Genomic DNA, 17,005 nt, shown 5'->3' with positions numbered 1-17,005 from the left:
CTACAATAGAAATCCCGGCAGAAATGCCGGGGCCTGGGGCTATCCCTCAACGATCGGGCCCACCGGTGAGTGTGGAAGTCCAATATCACCCCGACTCACCCGTCCGTAACCCGGCAATTCTGCCGGGCTGACGTTTCACATTCTTCCGTGGTCCATAGGGCCGCCGAATGAACGAACGGACAGGCGCGATGACGGGCAAAGTGAAATGGGCTGCGAACCCCTTAAACCGCAGTACGTGCTCCACCCTCCCGTGGGCTCGGGGAGGGGGGCAATGACTATGTCACAGTCCCAGTCCCGACTCGTGCGCAAGCTCCAGGAAGCGCTTGGTAAGGGCATTTGTTCGGCCCTAAGGGACGTGTCGGTGGTCGAGATCATGCTCAACCCCGATGGGCGATTGTTCGTGGAACGGCTGGGGGATGGGATCGAGAGCCTTGGCGCACTCGAGCCAGGCGCCGCGGAAATCATCATCGGCAGCGTGGCCCATGCTTTGCAGACCGAAGCCGACAGCGAGCACCCAATCATTTCGGGCGAACTGCCGATCGGCGGACACCGGTTCGAAGGCCTGCTTCCGCCGATCGTCGCAGCACCGACCTTCACCATTCGCCGGCGCGCGTCACGCCTTATTCCCCTCGACGACTATGTGCGTGCAGGGATCATGACCATGGGGCAAACGGCCGCCATCCGAAACGCCGTCGCCTCTCGCCTGAACATCGTCATCAGCGGCGGGACCGGATCTGGCAAGACGACGCTCGCCAATGCGGTGATCGCGGAGATTGTCGCGGCTGCCCCCAATGATCGTCTGGTCGTTCTTGAGGACACCGCGGAGATCCAGTGCGCTGCCGACAACGCGGTTGCCCTCCACACCAGCGACACGGTGAATATGGCGCGGCTGCTGAAGAGCACGATGCGCTTGAGACCGGACCGCATAATCGTTGGCGAGGTCCGCGACGGGGCAGCGCTCACCCTGCTCAAGGCCTGGAATACGGGACATCCAGGTGGTGTGACCACCATTCACTCCAACAGCGCCATTTCAGCCCTTCGTCGCCTCGAGCAACTCACTGCGGAGGTCAGTCAGCAGTCGATGTGCGAGGTGATCGGCGAAGCCGTTGATCTCGTGGTTTCGATCGAACGCGCGGGGCAGGGGCGCCGCGTGCGCGACGTCATGCACGTCAGGGGCTTTGACGGCACGCGCTACGAAACCCGCCACCATCCCCAGATCGATGAGGAAAGCCATGCCGCATAGTTCCCGCCGAACGGCGACCCTCTGGTTCATCGCGGCAGGATTCTGCCTCGTTGCCGCGACGCCCGCACTTGCGGGCGGCGGCGGGGGCCTGCCGTGGGAAGGTCCACTGCAACAGATCCAGCAATCGATCACCGGCCCGGTCGCGGGCTTCATTGCGCTCGCCGCCGTCGCGGTCGCCGGCGGCATGTTGATCTTCGGCGGCGAGCTCAACGATTTTGCCCGACGGCTCATGTATGTCGTGCTGGTCGCGGGCATCCTGCTTGGCGCGACACAGATCGTCGGCCTCTTCGGTGCCTCGGGCGCCTCGATCGGACATGTCGAGCTCACGGTGCGATCTGGGGCAGGGGAGGGGACCGATGGCTGATGCCGGCGACCCGCTCACGCGATCACGCATCCATCGGGCGCTTTCGCGCCCGAACCATTTGATGGGCGCTGATCGCGAACTGGTCCTTCTGACAGGGCTCGCGGCCATCATCCTGATCTTTGTGGTGCTGACCTGGTTCTCGGCGCTGTTCGGCATCGCGATCTGGATCGCGGTCGTTGCCGCTCTTCGCATGATGGCGAAAGCGGACCCTATGATGAGGCAGATCTATCTGCGTCATATCGGATACCTGCCGACCTATCGCCCGACCTCCACACCCTGGAGGAAATCCTGAGCCATGGTCGCGCTGCGACAGTTCCGCAATACAAAGCCATCCTTCGCCGACCTATTGCCCTATGCGGGTCTCGTCGATGACGGCGTGATCCTCTTGAAGGACGGGTCGGTCATGGCAGGCTGGTACTTTGCCGGCCCGGATTCGGAGAGCTCAACCAGTCTCGAACGCAACGAGGTCTCGCGGCAGATCAACACGATTCTCGCCCGGCTCGGTTCAGGCTGGATGATACAGGTCGAAGCCGTCCGTGTGCCCGCGACCGCCTATCCCGCAGGCGAGGATTGCCACTTCCCCGACCGGGTGACACGGGCGATCGACGATGAACGCCGGGCACATTTCGAGGCAGAGCGCGGGCATTATGAAAGCCAGCACGCCATCATCCTGACCTACCGGCCGCCTGAACCCCGACGCTCAGGGCTCGCCCGCTATGTCTATTCCGACAACGAGAGCCGGGGCGAAGCCTATGCCGATATCGTCCTCGACGCGTTCCGGACATCGATCCGTGAGTTCGAGCAATATCTGGCGAACGTTCTCTCCATCCGGCGCATGGTGACGCGCACAATTGTAGATCCGGAGACAAGCCGCAATGTCCAGTATGATGAGCTGTTCCAGTTCATCCGGTTCTGCATTGTCGGCGAGAGCCATCCGGTGCGCCTGCCGGCCATCCCCATGTATCTCGATTGGCTCGCGACGGCCGAGTTCCAGCATGGGCTCTCACCGCTCGTCGATGGCCGCTACCTCGCAATAGTGGCGATCGACGGTTTTCCGGCCGAAAGCTGGCCCGGCATCCTCAACTCGCTCGACCTGATGCCGCTGACCTACCGCTGGTCATCCCGCTTCGTTTTCCTCGACGATCAGGAAGCCCGCGCCAGGCTCGAGCGCACACGCAAGAAATGGCAGCAGAAGGTTCGCCCTTTCTTCGATCAGCTCTTCCAGACCCAAAACCGGTCGGCCGACCAGGACGCCATGTTGATGGTGGCCGAGACCGAGGACGCCATTGCCGAGGCCTCGTCCCAGCTTGTCGCCTATGGCTACTATACGCCGGTCATCGTCATGTTCGACGCCGACGATGCTCGCCTGCGCGACCAGGCCGAGGCCGTGCGCCGGCTTGTCCAGGCCGAGGGGTTCGGCGCACGGATCGAGACGCTCAACGCCACGGAGGCCTATCTCGGAAGCCTGCCTGGGGTCAGCTACGCCAATATCCGCGAGCCGCTGATCAATACGCGCAACCTCGCCGATCTCATCCCGCTCAATTCGGTCTGGTCAGGCAGTGCGGCTGCGCCATGCCCGTTCTATCCGACCGGCGCTCCGCCTCTGATGCAGGTCGCCTCCGGCTCCACGCCCTTCCGGTTGAACCTTCATGTCGACGATGTGGGACATACGCTTGTCTTCGGGCCGACCGGTTCGGGCAAGTCGACATTGCTGGCGCTGATCTGTGCGCAGTTTCGTCGCTATGAGAACGCGCAGATCTTCGCTTTCGACAAGGGCAGATCACTGCTCCCGCTGACGATTGCGGCCAATGGCGATCACTACGAGATCGGGGCAGGGGAGGGGACCGCCTCGCTGTCATTCTGCCCGCTGGCCGAGCTCTCGACCGCCGGAGACCGGGCATGGGCATCGGAGTGGATAGAAACCCTGGTTGCGATGCAGGGCGTCACCATCACGCCCGATCATCGCAATGCCATCTCCCGCCAGATCGGTTTGATGGCGTCGGCCCGCGGCCGCTCGCTTTCGGACTTCGTGAGTGGCGTGCAGATGCGCGACATCAAGGACGCGCTCCATCATTACACGGTCGACGGCCCGATGGGGCAACTGCTCGATGCCGAAGAGGACGGGTTGGCACTCGGCTCCTTCCAGACTTTTGAGGTCGAGGAACTGATGAGCATGGGCGAGCGCAATCTCGTGCCGGTATTGCTCTATCTCTTCCGCCGGATCGAAAAACGCCTGACGGGGGGCCCGAGCCTCATCGTGCTCGACGAGGCCTGGCTGATGCTCGGTCACCCCACGTTCCGTGACAAGATCAGGGAATGGCTCAAGGTGTTGCGCAAGGCCAATTGCGCGGTCGTCCTGGCCACCCAGTCGATCTCGGATGCGGAGCGCTCCGGCATTATCGATGTGCTCAAAGAGAGCTGCCCCACAAAGATCTGTCTGCCGAACGGCGCCGCGCGCGAGCCTGGCACGCGGGAGTTCTACGAGCGCATCGGGTTCAACGAACGCCAGCTCGAGATCGTGGCAACGGCCACGCCCAAGCGCGAATACTATGTCGCGAGCCCCGAGGGCAGGCGTCTCTTCGACATGGCGCTCGGTCCGGTCGCTCTGGCCTTCACGGGCGCGTCCGGCAAGGACCACCTCAAGCGTATCGATCAGCTTCGCCAGGACTACGGCCCGGAATGGCCAAAGGCCTGGCTTTTGGAAAGGGGGATCGGCGATGCCGAAACCATTCTCGCACGCGATTAGGATCAGTTTGGCGTCGGTGCTGGCTGTGGGCCTGATTTTGCCCCTACCGGCTCATGCCGGTGTGGTGACAGGCAATGCCACTGAATGGACGCAGCTGCTCAACAATGCCGAGCTTGTCGGTCTCTCCGCTCAGTCGGCCGAGCAGATCCAGAACCAGGTCACCCAGATTTCTCAATTGGCCGAGCAGATCCAGAATCAGATCCGCATCTACGAAAACATGCTGCAAAACACCTTGCAGCTGCCAAACCACATCTGGAGCCAGGTCGAAGGCGACCTTTCGCGGCTGCAGAGCCTCGTCAATCAGGGCGAGGGCATCGCCTTTGCCATGGGCAATATCGACGATGTTTTGAAACAACGGTTCCAGAGTTTTGCCGAGTTCGAGACAGGGCTTTTCAATGGCGAGGATTTCTCCTCGAGCTATCGGAATTGGTCGGACACCAACCGGGAGACCATCGCCGCCACGCTGAGGGCCGCCGGCCTCACGGCCGAGCAGTTCAGCACCGAGGCCTCCACGATGTCGCAGCTGCGCTCGATGTCGGAGAGCTCCATCGGACAGATGCAGGCACTCCAGGTCGGTCACAAGATCGCCGAGCAGCAGGTGGCGCAGGCCCAAAAACTGCGCGGTCTCGTCTCCCAGCAGGTGACCATGATGGCGACGTGGTTCCAGTCCGAGCAGGCCGCAAAAGACCTCGCCCAGACCCGCCGCGAAGAATTTTTCAACTCGAACGCGCCCGCGACGTCTGGCGGACAGATGATGGAGCCCCGCTGGTGACCAGAATTCTCGTTGTCGTTTTGGCATGCACCGCACTCGTCTGGATCGGTCTTTCGATCTGGTTTGCCTCTAACGGCGGACAGCAGCCCGATCGGGCAGGGGACTTCCTCGAGGGACCAAGGCAATTCGATACGACCGGCGGACAGGAGATGCGGCCGCGCTGGGACAATGGGGAGGGCGAGCGCGATGAAGCCACCGGGAATTAGGCTTGGTTTCGCCGCGTTCCTTGGCGCCCTACTCTTCCTTGAGCCTGCCCTTGCGCAGGACGGCTCGCTTCTGACCAATCTCGAGAACGAGGTCGCGTCAGCCGCGCAGGGCTGGGAGACGACAATCATGCAGGCGGCACGATCGCTGTTCTGGATTCTCGCCGGCATCGAGATCGGCATCGCGGCTGTCTGGCTGGCGCTCGGCGCGGCCTCGCTCGACACCTGGTTCGCCGAACTGGTGCGCCGCATCATGTTCATCGGGCTGTTTGTCTTCATCCTCGAGCAGGGCCCCGATTTAGCCAGGGCGATGGTGGACAGCCTGTTCCAGATCGGCGCCGGCGGCGGCTCGGCTTCGCCAGCCAATGTCTTCAACGCCGGTCTTCAGGTCGCCAGCTCGATGTCCGAGCGGGCGCAATTCGGCCTCTTCGAGGACAATGCGCTGGCGATCGCGGCCGTGTTCGCGATGATTGTGGTGGTCATCTGCTTCAGCCTCGTGGCCGCGATCTTCGTCTCGGTGATGGTCGAGATGTATGTTGGCCTCCTTGCCGGCATGATCATGCTCGGTCTGGGTGGCTCGAGCTTCACCAAGGATTTCGCGGTCCGCTATCTCGTCTACGCGTTCTCGGTCGGGATGAAGCTGATGGCGCTTGTGATGATCGCCCGGATCGGTTCCGAGGTCCTCATCAATCTCGCCAACGATTCCGGTTCCTCGGACGAGTTTCTCGCGACGCTGGCCATCGCCGGGATCTCCGTCGTCGTGTTCATCATCGCGATCTACGTGCCCAACATCATCCAGGGCGTCGCGCAGGGCGTCTCGGTCACGGGCGGCATGGAGGCCATTCGCCACGGCGGACAGGCGGCGACTCTTGCCGCCGGCAGCGCAGCCCTGGCCTGGGGCGGGGCGAGGGCAGGGGCCTCGGCCTATTCCGACGCACGCGCATCGGGCAGCTCATTTGGAGCGGCAGCTCTCAAGGGCATGGCAAGCGGGGCAGGGGCGGCCGGTTCGGCACTCGCTTCGGCCGGGCGCGACAAGGCGATCGGGGTTCCGGGTACCTGGGGTGCCTCAACGCTCGGGCTCGCCAATTCCAAGCTCGACCAGAGCCAGGGCCGGCCCACCACCAGAAAATCAGCAGACGACAAGGCGTGAAACCGACGATGGCCGCGAAGACTCCACCCGAGAACCCATATCTTGCCGCGCGCCAGGAATGGAACGAGCGCTATGGCTCTTACGTCCACGCCGCAGCCTCCTGGCGCATCGTCGGCGTAACCGGCATGCTGATGTCGGTGATCGGTTTTTCATACGCGCTCTACCAGAGCACGCAGGTGCAACTCGTGCCCTATATCGTGGAGGTCGACCGGCTTGGCACGGCCGCGAGTGCCGGCTTCCCCCAGCAGATCGAATATGCCGATCCGCGCGTGGTGCGTGCCACACTCGGCAGTTTCGTTTCGAACTTCCGTTCCGTGACCCCGGATGCGGTCGTGCAGAAGCAATATATCGACCGCACCTACGCCCACCTTCGCACCTCAGATCCCGCGACTGAGAAGGTCAATGCCTGGTTCCGGGGGAGCTCCCCGTTCGACCGCGCGCGCACGATCACCGTCGCGGTCGAAGTCACCAACATCGTTCCGCTGTCGAGCCAGAGCTTTCAGGTTGACTGGACCGAATATGAGCGCGACCGGCAGGGCAGGGAGCTCGCGGTACGGCGGTTTCGGGGCGTTGCCACCGTGACGCTCACCCCGCCCCAGGATGAGGCGGTCATCCGCCTCAATCCGATCGGCCTTTACCTCAGAGATTTCGACTGGACGGCACAGTTGTGAGTGCCCGGAGGATATTCCCATGAGTTTACGAGCATTCCGGAGCACAGCCCTGTGCTCTGGACTGGTTTTCGCAATGATTGCAGGGCCGGCCCTGGCGCAAAATCTCAGCGTCACCGAACAGCGCGCAACCGGGCTTTCGGGCCAGTGGCAGCACGGGCAGGGGGTCGTGACACGCGGACCCGACGGCAAGGTGATTTTTCTCTTCGGCGAGGTGCAGCCCTCGGTCGTCTGTTCACCGCTTCAGGTCTGCGATATCGAGCTTCAGCCGGGCGAGATCGTGCGCGATGTGTTGGTTGGCGACACTGTGCGCTGGAAGGTCGAACCGGCAACCTCGGGGCCTCCCGGCAGCCAGTCAGTACATCTGATTGTGAAGCCATCGGAGGCAGGGCTTTCGACCTCGATGGTGGTGACGACATCGCGGCGCACTTACCACATCCAGCTCAAGTCCCATTCGACCCAATATATGGCCCGTGTCGGCTTCGAGTATCCCGAAGACGTCAATGCACGCTTTGCAGAGGTGGCGGCCCGCATGGAGGCCAGTATTGTGCCCGGCGCCGGCGTGCCGGCCGACCAGCTCGATTTTTCGTTTCGCGTGAGCGGAACGGCAAGGTGGCGGCCGACGCGGATCTACAGCGACGGCCAGAAGACCTACATCCAGTTTCCGTCATCGCTTTCCGGTCAGGACGCGCCGGTCCTCTTCGTCGTTTCCGGGGGCGAAAACCGCATCGTCAACTATCGGATGAACGGCACCATGATGGTGGTCGACTACCATATCGACCAGGCCATCCTCGTGTCTGGCGTCGGGCGCACCCAGGAGAAGATCACCATCAGGCGGGGAGGGTAGGGGGATGCGAAAGCTCTCAAACCTCGTCCGCCTCACTCTGCTGATCGCGTCGGTGTCGGCACTGGCCGCGTGTCAGACGCTTGGCAGCGCGGGACTCGTCCAGAGCACGGCGTCTGCGCAGCTTACGCCCGAAGCAGCGTCCTCGATCGCCGGAGACATGGTGGGCCGTCTCACGGAACAGATCGGACCCGGCAGCACCACGATCAGCCTGACGCCCGACGGCTCGGTGTTCGGCCAGGCGCTCGAAGCCTCGCTCAGGGGCTGGGGTTACGCCGTCGTCACGGACCAGGTGACCGAGGCAACGAACGTGGTGGCACTTGCCTATGTCGTTGACGAGTTCGAGGGAAGCATCCTCGTTCGCCTGTCGACCCTCACGCTCGATCTCACGCGCATGTACCGGCATGGCAGCGAAGGCGCGGCCCCGATCTCTCCCCTTTCGATCATGCAGCGCGGGGCAGGGGAGCCGGTATGAGCGAAGCCCTTAATCTTGGCGGCTCCAATAGTGCCGGAACACCGCGTATCCGGCGGCTCAACCGCCTGCCGATCATCGTGGCGATTGGCCTGGTGGTGCTGTTCCTCGCCGTCATCTTTTATGGCCTGTCCTCTCGCGGCCTGCGCTTGGGGGGTGATGATCCTGGATACGCGCCCGGTTCGCGGCCTGCCTCGACCCATGCAGACCAGCTCACACGGGGCGTGCCCGACGGCATCATTGGGGAACCGGCACGTCCCGAGCGCCAGCCGGCGCCAGCCGAGCCGAGAGAGCCGGCAACCAACCCCTTCATGCCGCAACCGCCGGCCTCAAACGCGGCAGAGCCGCAGCGAACCGCGCTCGAACCGGAAGAGGCTTGGCGTGCTCGGATGGAGCGCGAACAGGAAGAGCAGTTTTTGCGCGAGCTGCATCGCCAACGCATGGCGAGCCTACAGGCCAACGATGCCGCGTTCGATTCTCCGATTACGGTTGACCTGAGTAACGTGTCCGCGCAGAGCCAGGGCGAAACGTCAGGGCCGTCCGGGACCCAAGGCGGATCTACACGACCGCCGAACGCGATGGACCTCTATGCGGCCGCCATGCAAGCCGGCTCGGGTGGTGCTGCGGATGCGAACGCACAGGCGGCCAAGGAGAGTTTCTTCAACCAGGACATTCGCGACCTTGGATATCTACCCAACACGGTCGTCGCGCAATTTTCGGCTTATGAGCTCAAACGCGGCTCGGTCATCCCTGCAACGCTCGTCACCGGCATCAATTCAGATCTTCCCGGCCGCATCACAGCGCAAGTTTCCCAGAACGTCTATGACAGCGCCACGGGGCGGCATCTGCTCATCCCGCAGGGATCGAAACTCTTTGGCCGCTATGATTCCAAGGTCACATTTGGACAAAACAGGGTGCTCGTCATCTGGACTGACATCATCTTTCCGAACGGGGCGACGCTCCAGATCGGCGGCATGGCGGGTACGGACTCTGCCGGCCATGGGGGATTCAACGACCGGGTCGACAATCACTATCTGCGCACCTTCGGATCGGCGATCCTGGTCGCGCTGATTGGCACCGGCACCGAGATGATGCTCCCGCAGGATCGCAATAGTTTGGGCACTGCCAACAGCGCCGAGGATGCCGCGCGGCGTTCCTTTGCGGAGACGTTTGGACAGATTTCCGAGCAGACGGTGTCGCGCAACCTCAACGTACAGCCCACCCTCGAAATCCGGCCGGGCTACCGTTTCAACGTTCTGGTCGACCAGGACATCGTCTTCCCCCGGTCGTACCGATAACCATGGCCCCTATCGTTGTCAGCGCTCCGTGCGGAAGGCAGGCCTTCTGCCGCGCCGCATTGAACTGGAGCTGCTCTCCATTGAACGACATGCTTTTGCTTTTGATCGACAGACTCTCACTCCCGCTCGAAGAGAAGGCTGCACGGCGGGCGCTGCGCGATTTCGCGGAAGCTACGGGCTTCGACTTCTATGCCTACCTCTACCTGAGCGGACCTGAGAGTTTTGCTGTCTCGAACTATTCGCGCGAATGGCAGGAACTCTATGTGGAAAACGACTTCATCCGCGTCGATCCGGTCGTGACCAAGGCCAAGCACGGCCCGCCGCTGTTCGCCTGGTCGGCAGATGAAGCAAGGCGTAGCGGGCGACGTGGCGTTTCACAGTTCTTCACGGAGGCAGACCGGTTCGGCATCCGGTCGGGAATATCGATTTCGATCCCTGTCGGTTTCAAGGACCGCATGGTGTTCACCCTGGCAAGCGGCAGGCCAGTATCCGCCCTCAGCACGGACATCGATCCCGTCACCGCAGCCGTTGCCGTCGCCTTCATTCATTCCCGATTGGACGGGGTGTCAAGCGACGCATCCCTGGCATCCGGCATCCGGCTGTCACCGCGCGAAGCAGAGTGTCTGCGCTGGTTCGCCGAAGGGATGTCGATGCCGGATATCGCTCTCATGCTCGGGGTGGCCTACCGCTCGGTGCGCTCGTATCTCGATGGTGCAACCAAGAAGCTCGGGGCGTCCAATACCAGGCAGGCCGCGTCGATCGCAATCCGTCTGGGCCTCATCTAGAAGGGTGAATGCCAGCCGCTTGGGATCGGCTTCTAACAGCCGGACGCGCCCCCAAGCTTGGACTGCCCGGCTTATTTGCCCGCGACCTGAAACCCGCCATTCGAAAGGCATCTGGCTTTCGGCGTGAATGGGGCCGTGAACAGACCGTCGGCTGTTGGAAATCGGCACACGGTAAGCGGACACTGGGGAAACGCCCTCGTGAGCCCGCGAGGACATTGGCGACTCGGCGGGCAAGGATTGGTAGATTCAGGCTTGTCGCCAACCACTCGGGCGCGGTCCGCTTCGGAGGTGCGTGACGCCAGCAGTGCCCCCCAGCATCAAAGGGCGTAGTGCACCAGCATCCACACCGCCATCCCAATCATCATGAGGTTCTCGGTGAGCGAGACGAAGCCCAGTGGCACGTTTGAGCCACCGCCGACGCAGGCGCATTTGAGTTCGCGCCTGTCGATATAGACGGCCTTGAATACGGATACGGCACCCACCGTTCCAATGAACAACGCAATCGGGATCGACAGCCACATGAGCGCGCCGGCGAGCATCAGCAGACCCGCAAGCGTCTCGGCGAAGGGGTAGATGTAGCCATATGGCACCCACCTGCTGGCGAGCAGATCGTAGTTCAGGAACATCGTTGAGAAGCCCTCGACATCGCGCAGCTTCTGAAGCCCCAGCAGGACCATGGCCGAGGCGATGAACCATTCGGCCGTGTGGATCGGATGAATCGTCCCGAGAGCTGTCCAGGAAATCGCGACACCCATGAGGAATGCGACCGAGAATATGGCGATGACCGGTCTGTAGGTCGTGTCGCCTTCGCGAATGACGGTCTTGCCGAACCGCTCCCGAAGCTCATCATAACCGCCGATCCGCTCGCCATCGATGAAAGCCTGCGGCGTGGTATCGACACCATGCTCTGCCTTGAAGGCGTCGGTCTCTTCGCGCGTTGTCAGGTGATGATCCTCGACCGTATAGCCTTGGGACTCAAGCAGCCATTTGGACTTGGTGCCATAGGGGCAGACATGTTGGGGCATCACCATCCGGTAGAGCGTCGCGGATTTCTCAGAAGTTGGAGTGTGCTGGTTCATGACAGTTTTCCTGTGAAGGGCCCGGGGCGGGCTGCAGCGATCTTTCAGCCCGCGCGACATAGGACGAGGAACTCATCCCCCGCACGGGAAGCCTGATCGTTGGCAGAGCACCGGACTTATTCGGCTCGACCTCGTGGTTGTTTCCGGCATGGGCAGACATCTTGGCTCCAGTCGGCAAGCTCATGGACGCTTTCGTGCGCCTTCCAGTCGATGGAAGGTCAACACCGACCGCCTAACACAGCTATAAAGGATTCTCCCTCTTGACCTTCCACCTGCTGGAATCCCCATCTCCCTGGTGAAACGCAATTCATTCGAGGAGTGCCCGATGCAATTCCGTATCGACAACATGACCTGTGGCGGCTGCGCCAAAGGCGTTACCAAGGCAATCCATTCCGTCGATCCCCAGGCGACGGTGGAGATCGATCTGGCGACCAAGGCGGTGCGTGTCGGGTCGAGCGCTGATGAAGCTGCCCTCCTCGCCAAGCTCGATGATGCGGGTTACCCGCCGGAGAGGTAGGTCTGGTGGGACGCGTCTGCCGCCCATCACAGCTGATGATCGCCGTGCTGCTGGCGCTTGCGGTGGCTCTGGTATGGCCGTCAGCTGGTCCACTTGCCTCCGCTTCGGACACGCACGCGCATGGAGCTGGGGCCACCCAGACGCACGTTCATTCGACGCATCATTCTCCTGTGCATCGGGATACGAACGATGTCCATGTCGGTTGCGAGCCTTCCGGCATCGGCTGCTGCATGATGACGCTTTGTCATCCGGGAGTGGCGATGGACCCTGATGCCATGCCTCTTAAGCGCATGAGTGACGAAACGGAGAACATTCTTGCCTTAGAGGCGTTGGGCAATGGTCCCGGCGTCGACCTCCCGCCTCCGCGAGATCTCCTCGGCTGACCGTATTCAAATCAGACTCAACAGGAGAATTCCGATGAAACCCGTAAAGACCCTACTCATGGCCGCTGTCGCGGCCGCCAGCCTGTCCATCCCGGCTCTTGCCCAGGAGGCCGAGTTCCAGCTTCCCGAGCAGTGCACGTCTTCCACACCGGGCGGCATGGACCATTCGTCGATGGGTCATGGGGGCATGCATGGCAGTCAGAATGACGACATGCACGCGGCCATGATGGACATGATGGGGATGGGCGGCATGAACCTCGAGGCCGTGCCCGAGCATGTTCAGGAAAACATGCGCAAGATGATGATCACCATGCCCGCCATGCACGAGGGCATGATGAACGACGATGCCGACGTGGCGTTCGCCTGTGGGATGATCGCCCACCATCAGGGCGCCATCGACATGGCGCAGGTGCTGCTTGAGCATGGCGACGACCCGCAGATGCGGGCTTTGGCCGAGGAGATCATCGAAGCTCAGGTCGCCGAGATCGAGCAGATGACCAACTGGCTGGTCGAAAACGCGAACTAGACACGACAGGCCGCGCGGTCCTGACCGCGCGGCCACCACCTTGCCGGATTGGCCAGACACCCGTTGAACTTACAGTAGGAGCGGCGCCTGTACGGTACCGACAGCCACAATGAGCGCATCGTCAGCCGGAAAATCGCACTGGGACGGCGTCTATTCGAGCAACGCCGAGGACACGTATTCCTGGTTCCAGGACAATCCTGCCACGTCGCTGGAACTCATCGGCAAATTTGCGCCGAGCCTCGATGCCCCCATCATCGACATTGGTGCCGGTGCCTCGCGTCTCGTCGATGCTCTCTTGGCCAGAGGCTATTCCGACATCACGATCCTCGACCTATCGGAGCAAGCCCTCGACTCCGTCCGCAAGCGGCTGGGCGAGCGAGCCTCTGAGGTCACCATGATCACTGGCAATATCACCCAATGGCAGCCGTCGCGCAGTCACGCAATCTGGCACGACCGAGCTGTGCTTCACTTCCTTACCGAAAGCCAAGACCAGCAAGCTTACATCGATGCGCTGACCGCCGGCAGTCGGGCCGGGTCGACGGTGATCATCTCTACCTTCGCGCCGGAAGGGCCTGAGCGCTGTAGCGGTCTTCCTGTCCGTCGCTATTCCCCCGCGGAGCTGGCCGCGCGACTGGGCGCTTCATTCGCTCTCGTGGAGTCCCGCAAGGAGGAGCATTTCACGCCAGGCGGGAGAACGCAGGACTTCACTGTCGCAATCTTCAAGCGGCTGTGAGCATTTTTTCAAGTTCATCCAGGAGAGGCGGTGGCTCCTCACTTGGACCATGCGCGGTCAAGCGGCGCCACCATTCAGCCTTGGCGCCGCCTGATGGTCGAGGGCAACGGTGGCTTTGGGGAGTTATTGGAAACCATTCTGCGGATGCCAATCGACCTGAACCCTCCAGCGTCGAGGCTCCTGCCTGCCTTCCTACCAGTCCTGACGGCTATGCGGATCGGCAAGCACGGCATCGGGGCGGCTTATTGGCACGGAAGTCAGAGACGTTCGTTTCGCCATTTTCTCCGCTCCGACCTGCTCCAGCAATCGACGGAAGGTGGGATGCATGCCTCCGTCGACATATCCATGCGCGGCTAACGCTGTGCCATTCTCCAAAATTCTCTCGAAGGCTAGGCGATCGGCCTCAGTCTTGTTGGCAATCAATGGAACGACTTCATTAGTTGTCGGCGGGCACGCGGCCAGCGGATTGGGCGGTTCGCCCCCCTGGAATTGTCCATCAAACGCGTAGCGGCCCCCACAATAGGAGACCCTGGGTTGCCGTTTCTTGACTTCAAAAATGTCATAGCCATGCTTCAGGTCGCTCCAGAAAGCGAAATTTGGATCGTCGCGATGATCGGCCATGTTCTGGGGGGTCATTCGGAACGGGAATGCCTGTACCTGAAAGGCCGTCTGGCTACCTTTCAAAGCCTCTCGGGCCACAGCGAAGATTTCCGAGACGCCCTCGTCGGTAAGAGCGTAGCACCCCGATGAAGAGCATGCTCCATGAACCATGAGCGCGTCACCCGTGTAGCCGAGAGCCGCTTCCAGCCTGTTGGGATAACCGAGGTTGAAGGAGAGAAAGTACTCCGAGTTCGGATTCAGCATCCCGGCGCTGACATGATAGAACCCTTCCGGTGCCTGCCTGTCGCCCTCGCGCTTCTTGGGACCAAGCGTTCCAGACCAGCGGCACATCGGATAAATCTTGAGCAAGGCGAATTTTCCGCTGCTGTCCTGCTTCCAGATCTCCAACTCGCTTTCGTGCTTGAAAATCCTGACCAGGATCGGCGCGGATGGGGACATCGATTTTCGCGACATCTCCGCGAGCAGGGCTGATGGTATAGGTTGTGTCGCCTTGCCCTCGACGTCGAGCATACTGGACACGCAACCAGTCACCATGACAGCGATGAGCCCAATCAGGCCAATTCTCAGCATTCGCAGCATACTCGGTGAAATCCTTTGACTTTCGTGCCCGCCGAGGGAACGCATCTATTTCTGTTCGAAACAAGGGTAACTGTAGGTAAGTTGAGGCCCCAATAGGGCGTGGACTAAACTATGCATTCGACGTGACGGGCTTTTCAGCAGCAGGGACCATGGTGAGCAAGTCTCGTCCTAATCGTCCTTAAGAGATTCATGTCGAGGCCCTGGCGATCGCGAATCCGGGCGACTTCTTGTGTGGAAAGCCAAGCCTAATCATTTCATAACCGGGCGCAAGCACCGGGCTGCGACTTGCTTTTGGCGCAAATCAGCCTGGCAGCATCCGGCTCACCACCGCGTCGCGACGGATCAGCATGTGCCACAGCGCGGCGGCAATATGAGCTGCAACGAGCACCAGCAGCAGGCGCGTGAGAGCAACGTGAACGGGCCCGAAAATATCGAAATCGATATATCGTGCCAGGAGCCCGATTGCGGGCAGCGCAAGCAGAACCGCATAGAGCGCAAGATGATTGGCCACGGCCAGCATTTGGATGAAGCGGTGCACGTTCCGGGGCGCGCTGGGTGCTCCGAACACCAGCCGCATCAAGATGCGCAACACAACGAGTCCGAATATCGCAAGTCCACCGAACGTGTGGAGTTCGTGAAGAAGCAGGTCGTAGCTGGCAGGCTCAATGCCCGCAATATGGTCGGCATGGGATCGGCCGATCCCGCCTGATGTCCAAACCTGCGCCAACACGAGGAGAACCACCAGCCAATGTACAAGGATTTGTGGAAGCGCGTAGCGATTGCCTGTCGCGCACCGGCGTTGTCCGGGGAGTTGGTCGTCCTTCATGGGAAAAGCATACGCGGCCCGCTCCTAACGGCGCTTTAACAATCGGTTTGGCGCTCCAACCAAAGCCGGGTCTACTTCAGAACTCGGCCAGGATGAACTCGACGCCAATGCTAGCGTCGTCGAATTCGATGCCGACGTGCCAGCGGCCGGGCATCTCCAACCGCCCAGTTGCTCGGAAAATGCCGTCCGCAACCGCGTCGACCTCCGCCATGACCGACGCCATTTGATGAAGAAGCATGTGGAAGCGGACGACGGGAAGGTTCACTGAAGCCTCCCTTGCTACGGCCATCAGAAAATCCCCCGATGCGCCGATCTGGATTTGAATGGTCGCGGGTTCGCCATCCTCAGCATCCGCTAGCAAGGCCGGATCGCCGGGCCGCACAACCAGCAGCGGCTCGCCAATGAGCAACGGTATGGCCATCAGGCTCCCGGCCAGGCCCAAGATGACCAGCAAAAGCCCACCGGCCAAAAGCTGTATGCGTCTTGTCTGGGTCATCAATCCTCTGCTCGATGGAGGAAGCGCTTCGGGTGGAGGCCGGCCGCCAGTTCAGAAGGCGGAGATGATTTCAGTCTTGCCATTGCCAGGCTGCCGAACTCGGGGCAGCGAGGGCCGACGAAGCGCTGCACATGGCTGCGCATCCCGATCACTCGCGTCGATAGCGGAACCGGGCATGGCACGAGGCGCAGGTTTCCATCATGAGATGGAAAGCATGCTCGGCGGGAACATCTTCATCCTCTCCCGGCCAGACCGTTCCGCGACCGCCAAGCAGGCTGCCGCCGCCCATGGGTGTGCCGGACCGCATTCTCATGGCATCCGTCAGATCGTCGGGATTGTTTCTTCCAGCTTCCGCGACAATTCCCGCGAACCGTTCCAGATAGAGGGCAAGTTCCTGGAATTCTTCCTTCCGTTCCCAGATTTCCGGCCGCGCCTGTGAGACTACGCTTGCTGAATTGTGCGAAAAAAGCTCGACCATGGTGGTTCCAGCTCGCAATCGCACTGTTTCCGCTGCTGTCTTGAGGACCTGACCGCTATAAGGTTCCTGCCCGCTGAACATGCGATTGATGCGGTTCATCGCCTCGGCGATCTCCTTCATGAGATCCTGGCGCTGGCTTACCTCGTCCTGGGCCAGTGCTGCTCCGAGCGCTGCCGCCAGCGCGAGGATGATCAAAAGCGGCCTCATGGGGTTTCTCCCAAT

Annotated in this window: 20 protein-coding genes; 15 read left to right on the top strand and 5 right to left on the bottom strand. The window is 61.6% G+C overall.

What is annotated here, in order from left to right; translation table 11 throughout:
- The first annotated feature begins 271 nt into the window (after positions 1 to 271).
- The 12 genes from trbB (at position 272) to GRZ55_RS19440 (ending at position 10,545) form a co-directional block, all read left to right on the top strand.
- Positions 272 to 1,243 carry a P-type conjugative transfer ATPase TrbB gene (gene trbB, locus GRZ55_RS19495; protein ID WP_169288630.1) on the top strand — a complete coding sequence of 324 codons (972 nt, stop codon included), beginning with the start codon at positions 272 to 274 and terminating at the stop codon, positions 1,241 to 1,243.
- Positions 1,233 to 1,607: a TrbC/VirB2 family protein gene (locus GRZ55_RS19490; protein WP_169288629.1), complete on the top strand. Its 375-nt coding sequence runs from the start codon at positions 1,233 to 1,235 to the stop codon at positions 1,605 to 1,607. The genes trbB and GRZ55_RS19490 overlap by 11 nt, the downstream gene beginning before the upstream one ends.
- Entirely contained in the window at positions 1,600 to 1,899 is a 300-nt protein-coding gene (locus tag GRZ55_RS19485) for a conjugal transfer protein TrbD (RefSeq protein WP_169288628.1), read from the top strand. Before GRZ55_RS19490 ends, GRZ55_RS19485 begins: the two co-directional genes overlap by 8 nt.
- Before the next feature lie 3 nt (positions 1,900 to 1,902).
- Complete coding sequence (locus tag GRZ55_RS19480) at positions 1,903 to 4,353, top strand: conjugal transfer protein TrbE (protein WP_169288627.1); 2,451 nt, start codon at positions 1,903 to 1,905, stop codon at positions 4,351 to 4,353.
- Complete coding sequence (gene trbJ, locus GRZ55_RS19475; protein WP_169288626.1) at positions 4,325 to 5,125, top strand: P-type conjugative transfer protein TrbJ; 801 nt, start codon at positions 4,325 to 4,327, stop codon at positions 5,123 to 5,125. The genes GRZ55_RS19480 and trbJ overlap by 29 nt, the downstream gene beginning before the upstream one ends.
- Entirely contained in the window at positions 5,122 to 5,331 is a 210-nt protein-coding gene (locus tag GRZ55_RS19470) for a DUF2749 domain-containing protein (RefSeq protein WP_169288625.1), read from the top strand. The genes trbJ and GRZ55_RS19470 overlap by 4 nt, the downstream gene beginning before the upstream one ends.
- Positions 5,312 to 6,478: a P-type conjugative transfer protein TrbL gene (gene trbL / locus GRZ55_RS19465; protein ID WP_246734888.1), complete on the top strand. Its 1,167-nt coding sequence runs from the start codon at positions 5,312 to 5,314 to the stop codon at positions 6,476 to 6,478. Before GRZ55_RS19470 ends, trbL begins: the two co-directional genes overlap by 20 nt.
- Positions 6,479 to 6,486: 8 nt before the next feature.
- A complete protein-coding gene (locus GRZ55_RS19460; RefSeq protein ID WP_169288623.1) occupies positions 6,487 to 7,149 on the top strand; it encodes a conjugal transfer protein TrbF in 663 nt (220 codons plus the stop codon).
- Positions 7,150 to 7,222: 73 nt separating this feature from the next.
- Positions 7,223 to 7,993 carry a P-type conjugative transfer protein TrbG gene (gene trbG / locus GRZ55_RS19455; RefSeq protein WP_246734887.1) on the top strand — a complete coding sequence of 257 codons (771 nt, stop codon included), beginning with the start codon at positions 7,223 to 7,225 and terminating at the stop codon, positions 7,991 to 7,993.
- A 4-nt stretch (positions 7,994 to 7,997) separates the two neighbouring features.
- The gene (gene trbH / locus GRZ55_RS19450) at positions 7,998 to 8,465 is read left to right on the top strand and encodes a conjugal transfer protein TrbH (protein WP_169288621.1); all 468 of its coding nucleotides are present in this window, start codon (positions 7,998 to 8,000) and stop codon (positions 8,463 to 8,465) included.
- The gene (trbI, locus tag GRZ55_RS19445; RefSeq protein ID WP_169288620.1) at positions 8,462 to 9,760 is read left to right on the top strand and encodes an IncP-type conjugal transfer protein TrbI; all 1,299 of its coding nucleotides are present in this window, start codon (positions 8,462 to 8,464) and stop codon (positions 9,758 to 9,760) included. Before trbH ends, trbI begins: the two co-directional genes overlap by 4 nt.
- 89 nt (positions 9,761 to 9,849) lie before the next feature.
- On the top strand, positions 9,850 to 10,545 hold the full coding sequence (locus GRZ55_RS19440; RefSeq protein WP_246734892.1) for an autoinducer binding domain-containing protein: 696 nt from the start codon (positions 9,850 to 9,852) through the stop codon (positions 10,543 to 10,545).
- A 317-nt stretch (positions 10,546 to 10,862) separates the two neighbouring features.
- Here GRZ55_RS19440 and GRZ55_RS19435 read toward each other — a convergent pair whose 3' ends face one another.
- Positions 10,863 to 11,624 carry a MauE/DoxX family redox-associated membrane protein gene (locus tag GRZ55_RS19435; protein ID WP_169288618.1) on the bottom strand — a complete coding sequence of 254 codons (762 nt, stop codon included), beginning with the start codon at positions 11,622 to 11,624 and terminating at the stop codon, positions 10,863 to 10,865.
- Between the two features lie 325 nt (positions 11,625 to 11,949).
- Here GRZ55_RS19435 and GRZ55_RS19430 point away from each other — a divergent pair, with 325 nt between their 5' ends.
- The 3 genes from GRZ55_RS19430 to GRZ55_RS19420 all read left to right on the top strand — a co-directional run bounded on the left by GRZ55_RS19430 (position 11,950) and on the right by GRZ55_RS19420 (position 13,783).
- Complete coding sequence (locus GRZ55_RS19430) at positions 11,950 to 12,141, top strand: heavy-metal-associated domain-containing protein (protein WP_169288617.1); 192 nt, start codon at positions 11,950 to 11,952, stop codon at positions 12,139 to 12,141.
- 417 nt (positions 12,142 to 12,558) lie between these two features.
- On the top strand, positions 12,559 to 13,050 hold the full coding sequence (locus GRZ55_RS19425; RefSeq protein WP_169288616.1) for a DUF305 domain-containing protein: 492 nt from the start codon (positions 12,559 to 12,561) through the stop codon (positions 13,048 to 13,050).
- A 109-nt stretch (positions 13,051 to 13,159) separates the two neighbouring features.
- Complete coding sequence (locus GRZ55_RS19420; RefSeq protein WP_169288615.1) at positions 13,160 to 13,783, top strand: trans-aconitate 2-methyltransferase; 624 nt, start codon at positions 13,160 to 13,162, stop codon at positions 13,781 to 13,783.
- A 192-nt stretch (positions 13,784 to 13,975) separates the two neighbouring features.
- On the opposite strand, the gene GRZ55_RS19415 is transcribed toward GRZ55_RS19420, so the two are convergent.
- The 4 genes from GRZ55_RS19415 to GRZ55_RS19400 all read right to left on the bottom strand — a co-directional run bounded on the left by GRZ55_RS19415 (position 13,976) and on the right by GRZ55_RS19400 (position 16,990).
- The gene (locus tag GRZ55_RS19415; protein WP_246734891.1) at positions 13,976 to 14,938 is read right to left on the bottom strand and encodes a murein L,D-transpeptidase family protein; all 963 of its coding nucleotides are present in this window, start codon (positions 14,936 to 14,938) and stop codon (positions 13,976 to 13,978) included.
- 346 nt (positions 14,939 to 15,284) lie between these two features.
- Positions 15,285 to 15,809 (bottom strand): cytochrome b, encoded by a 525-nt coding sequence (locus GRZ55_RS19410; protein WP_169288614.1) that lies wholly within the window; start codon positions 15,807 to 15,809, stop codon positions 15,285 to 15,287.
- A gap of 76 nt (positions 15,810 to 15,885) precedes the next feature.
- A complete protein-coding gene (locus GRZ55_RS19405) occupies positions 15,886 to 16,305 on the bottom strand; it encodes a hypothetical protein (protein WP_169288613.1) in 420 nt (139 codons plus the stop codon).
- A 148-nt stretch (positions 16,306 to 16,453) separates the two neighbouring features.
- Entirely contained in the window at positions 16,454 to 16,990 is a 537-nt protein-coding gene (locus tag GRZ55_RS19400) for a cytochrome c (RefSeq protein WP_256379820.1), read from the bottom strand.
- Positions 16,991 to 17,005 lie beyond the last annotated feature (15 nt).

Source organism: Chelativorans sp. ZYF759, from assembly GCF_012911015.1.
Taxonomy (GTDB): Bacteria; Pseudomonadota; Alphaproteobacteria; order Rhizobiales; family Rhizobiaceae; genus ZYF759.
Note: the sequence above shows the minus strand (reverse complement) of the source record. Positions and strands in the feature narration are given on the sequence as shown.

Bases quoted from the DNA above. Each gene is read 5' to 3' on its own strand.
- trbB (WP_169288630.1), top strand. From the start codon at position 272: ATGACTATGTCACAGTCCCAGTCCCGACTCGTGCGCAAGCTCCAGGAA.
- GRZ55_RS19490 (WP_169288629.1), top strand. From the start codon at position 1,233: ATGCCGCATAGTTCCCGCCGAACGGCGACCCTCTGGTTCATCGCGGCA.
- GRZ55_RS19485 (WP_169288628.1), top strand. From the start codon at position 1,600: ATGGCTGATGCCGGCGACCCGCTCACGCGATCACGCATCCATCGGGCG.
- GRZ55_RS19480 (WP_169288627.1), top strand. From the start codon at position 1,903: ATGGTCGCGCTGCGACAGTTCCGCAATACAAAGCCATCCTTCGCCGAC.
- trbJ (WP_169288626.1), top strand. From the start codon at position 4,325: ATGCCGAAACCATTCTCGCACGCGATTAGGATCAGTTTGGCGTCGGTG.
- trbL (WP_246734888.1), top strand. From the start codon at position 5,312: ATGAAGCCACCGGGAATTAGGCTTGGTTTCGCCGCGTTCCTTGGCGCC.
- GRZ55_RS19460 (WP_169288623.1), top strand. From the start codon at position 6,487: ATGGCCGCGAAGACTCCACCCGAGAACCCATATCTTGCCGCGCGCCAG.
- trbG (WP_246734887.1), top strand. From the start codon at position 7,223: ATGATTGCAGGGCCGGCCCTGGCGCAAAATCTCAGCGTCACCGAACAG.
- trbH (WP_169288621.1), top strand. From the start codon at position 7,998: ATGCGAAAGCTCTCAAACCTCGTCCGCCTCACTCTGCTGATCGCGTCG.
- trbI (WP_169288620.1), top strand. From the start codon at position 8,462: ATGAGCGAAGCCCTTAATCTTGGCGGCTCCAATAGTGCCGGAACACCG.
- GRZ55_RS19440 (WP_246734892.1), top strand. From the start codon at position 9,850: ATGCTTTTGCTTTTGATCGACAGACTCTCACTCCCGCTCGAAGAGAAG.
- GRZ55_RS19435 (WP_169288618.1), bottom strand. From the start codon at position 11,624: ATGAACCAGCACACTCCAACTTCTGAGAAATCCGCGACGCTCTACCGG.
- GRZ55_RS19430 (WP_169288617.1), top strand. From the start codon at position 11,950: ATGCAATTCCGTATCGACAACATGACCTGTGGCGGCTGCGCCAAAGGC.
- GRZ55_RS19425 (WP_169288616.1), top strand. From the start codon at position 12,559: ATGAAACCCGTAAAGACCCTACTCATGGCCGCTGTCGCGGCCGCCAGC.
- GRZ55_RS19420 (WP_169288615.1), top strand. From the start codon at position 13,160: ATGAGCGCATCGTCAGCCGGAAAATCGCACTGGGACGGCGTCTATTCG.
- GRZ55_RS19415 (WP_246734891.1), bottom strand. From the start codon at position 14,938: ATGGTGACTGGTTGCGTGTCCAGTATGCTCGACGTCGAGGGCAAGGCG.
- GRZ55_RS19410 (WP_169288614.1), bottom strand. From the start codon at position 15,809: ATGAAGGACGACCAACTCCCCGGACAACGCCGGTGCGCGACAGGCAAT.
- GRZ55_RS19405 (WP_169288613.1), bottom strand. From the start codon at position 16,305: ATGACCCAGACAAGACGCATACAGCTTTTGGCCGGTGGGCTTTTGCTG.
- GRZ55_RS19400 (WP_256379820.1), bottom strand. From the start codon at position 16,990: ATGAGGCCGCTTTTGATCATCCTCGCGCTGGCGGCAGCGCTCGGAGCA.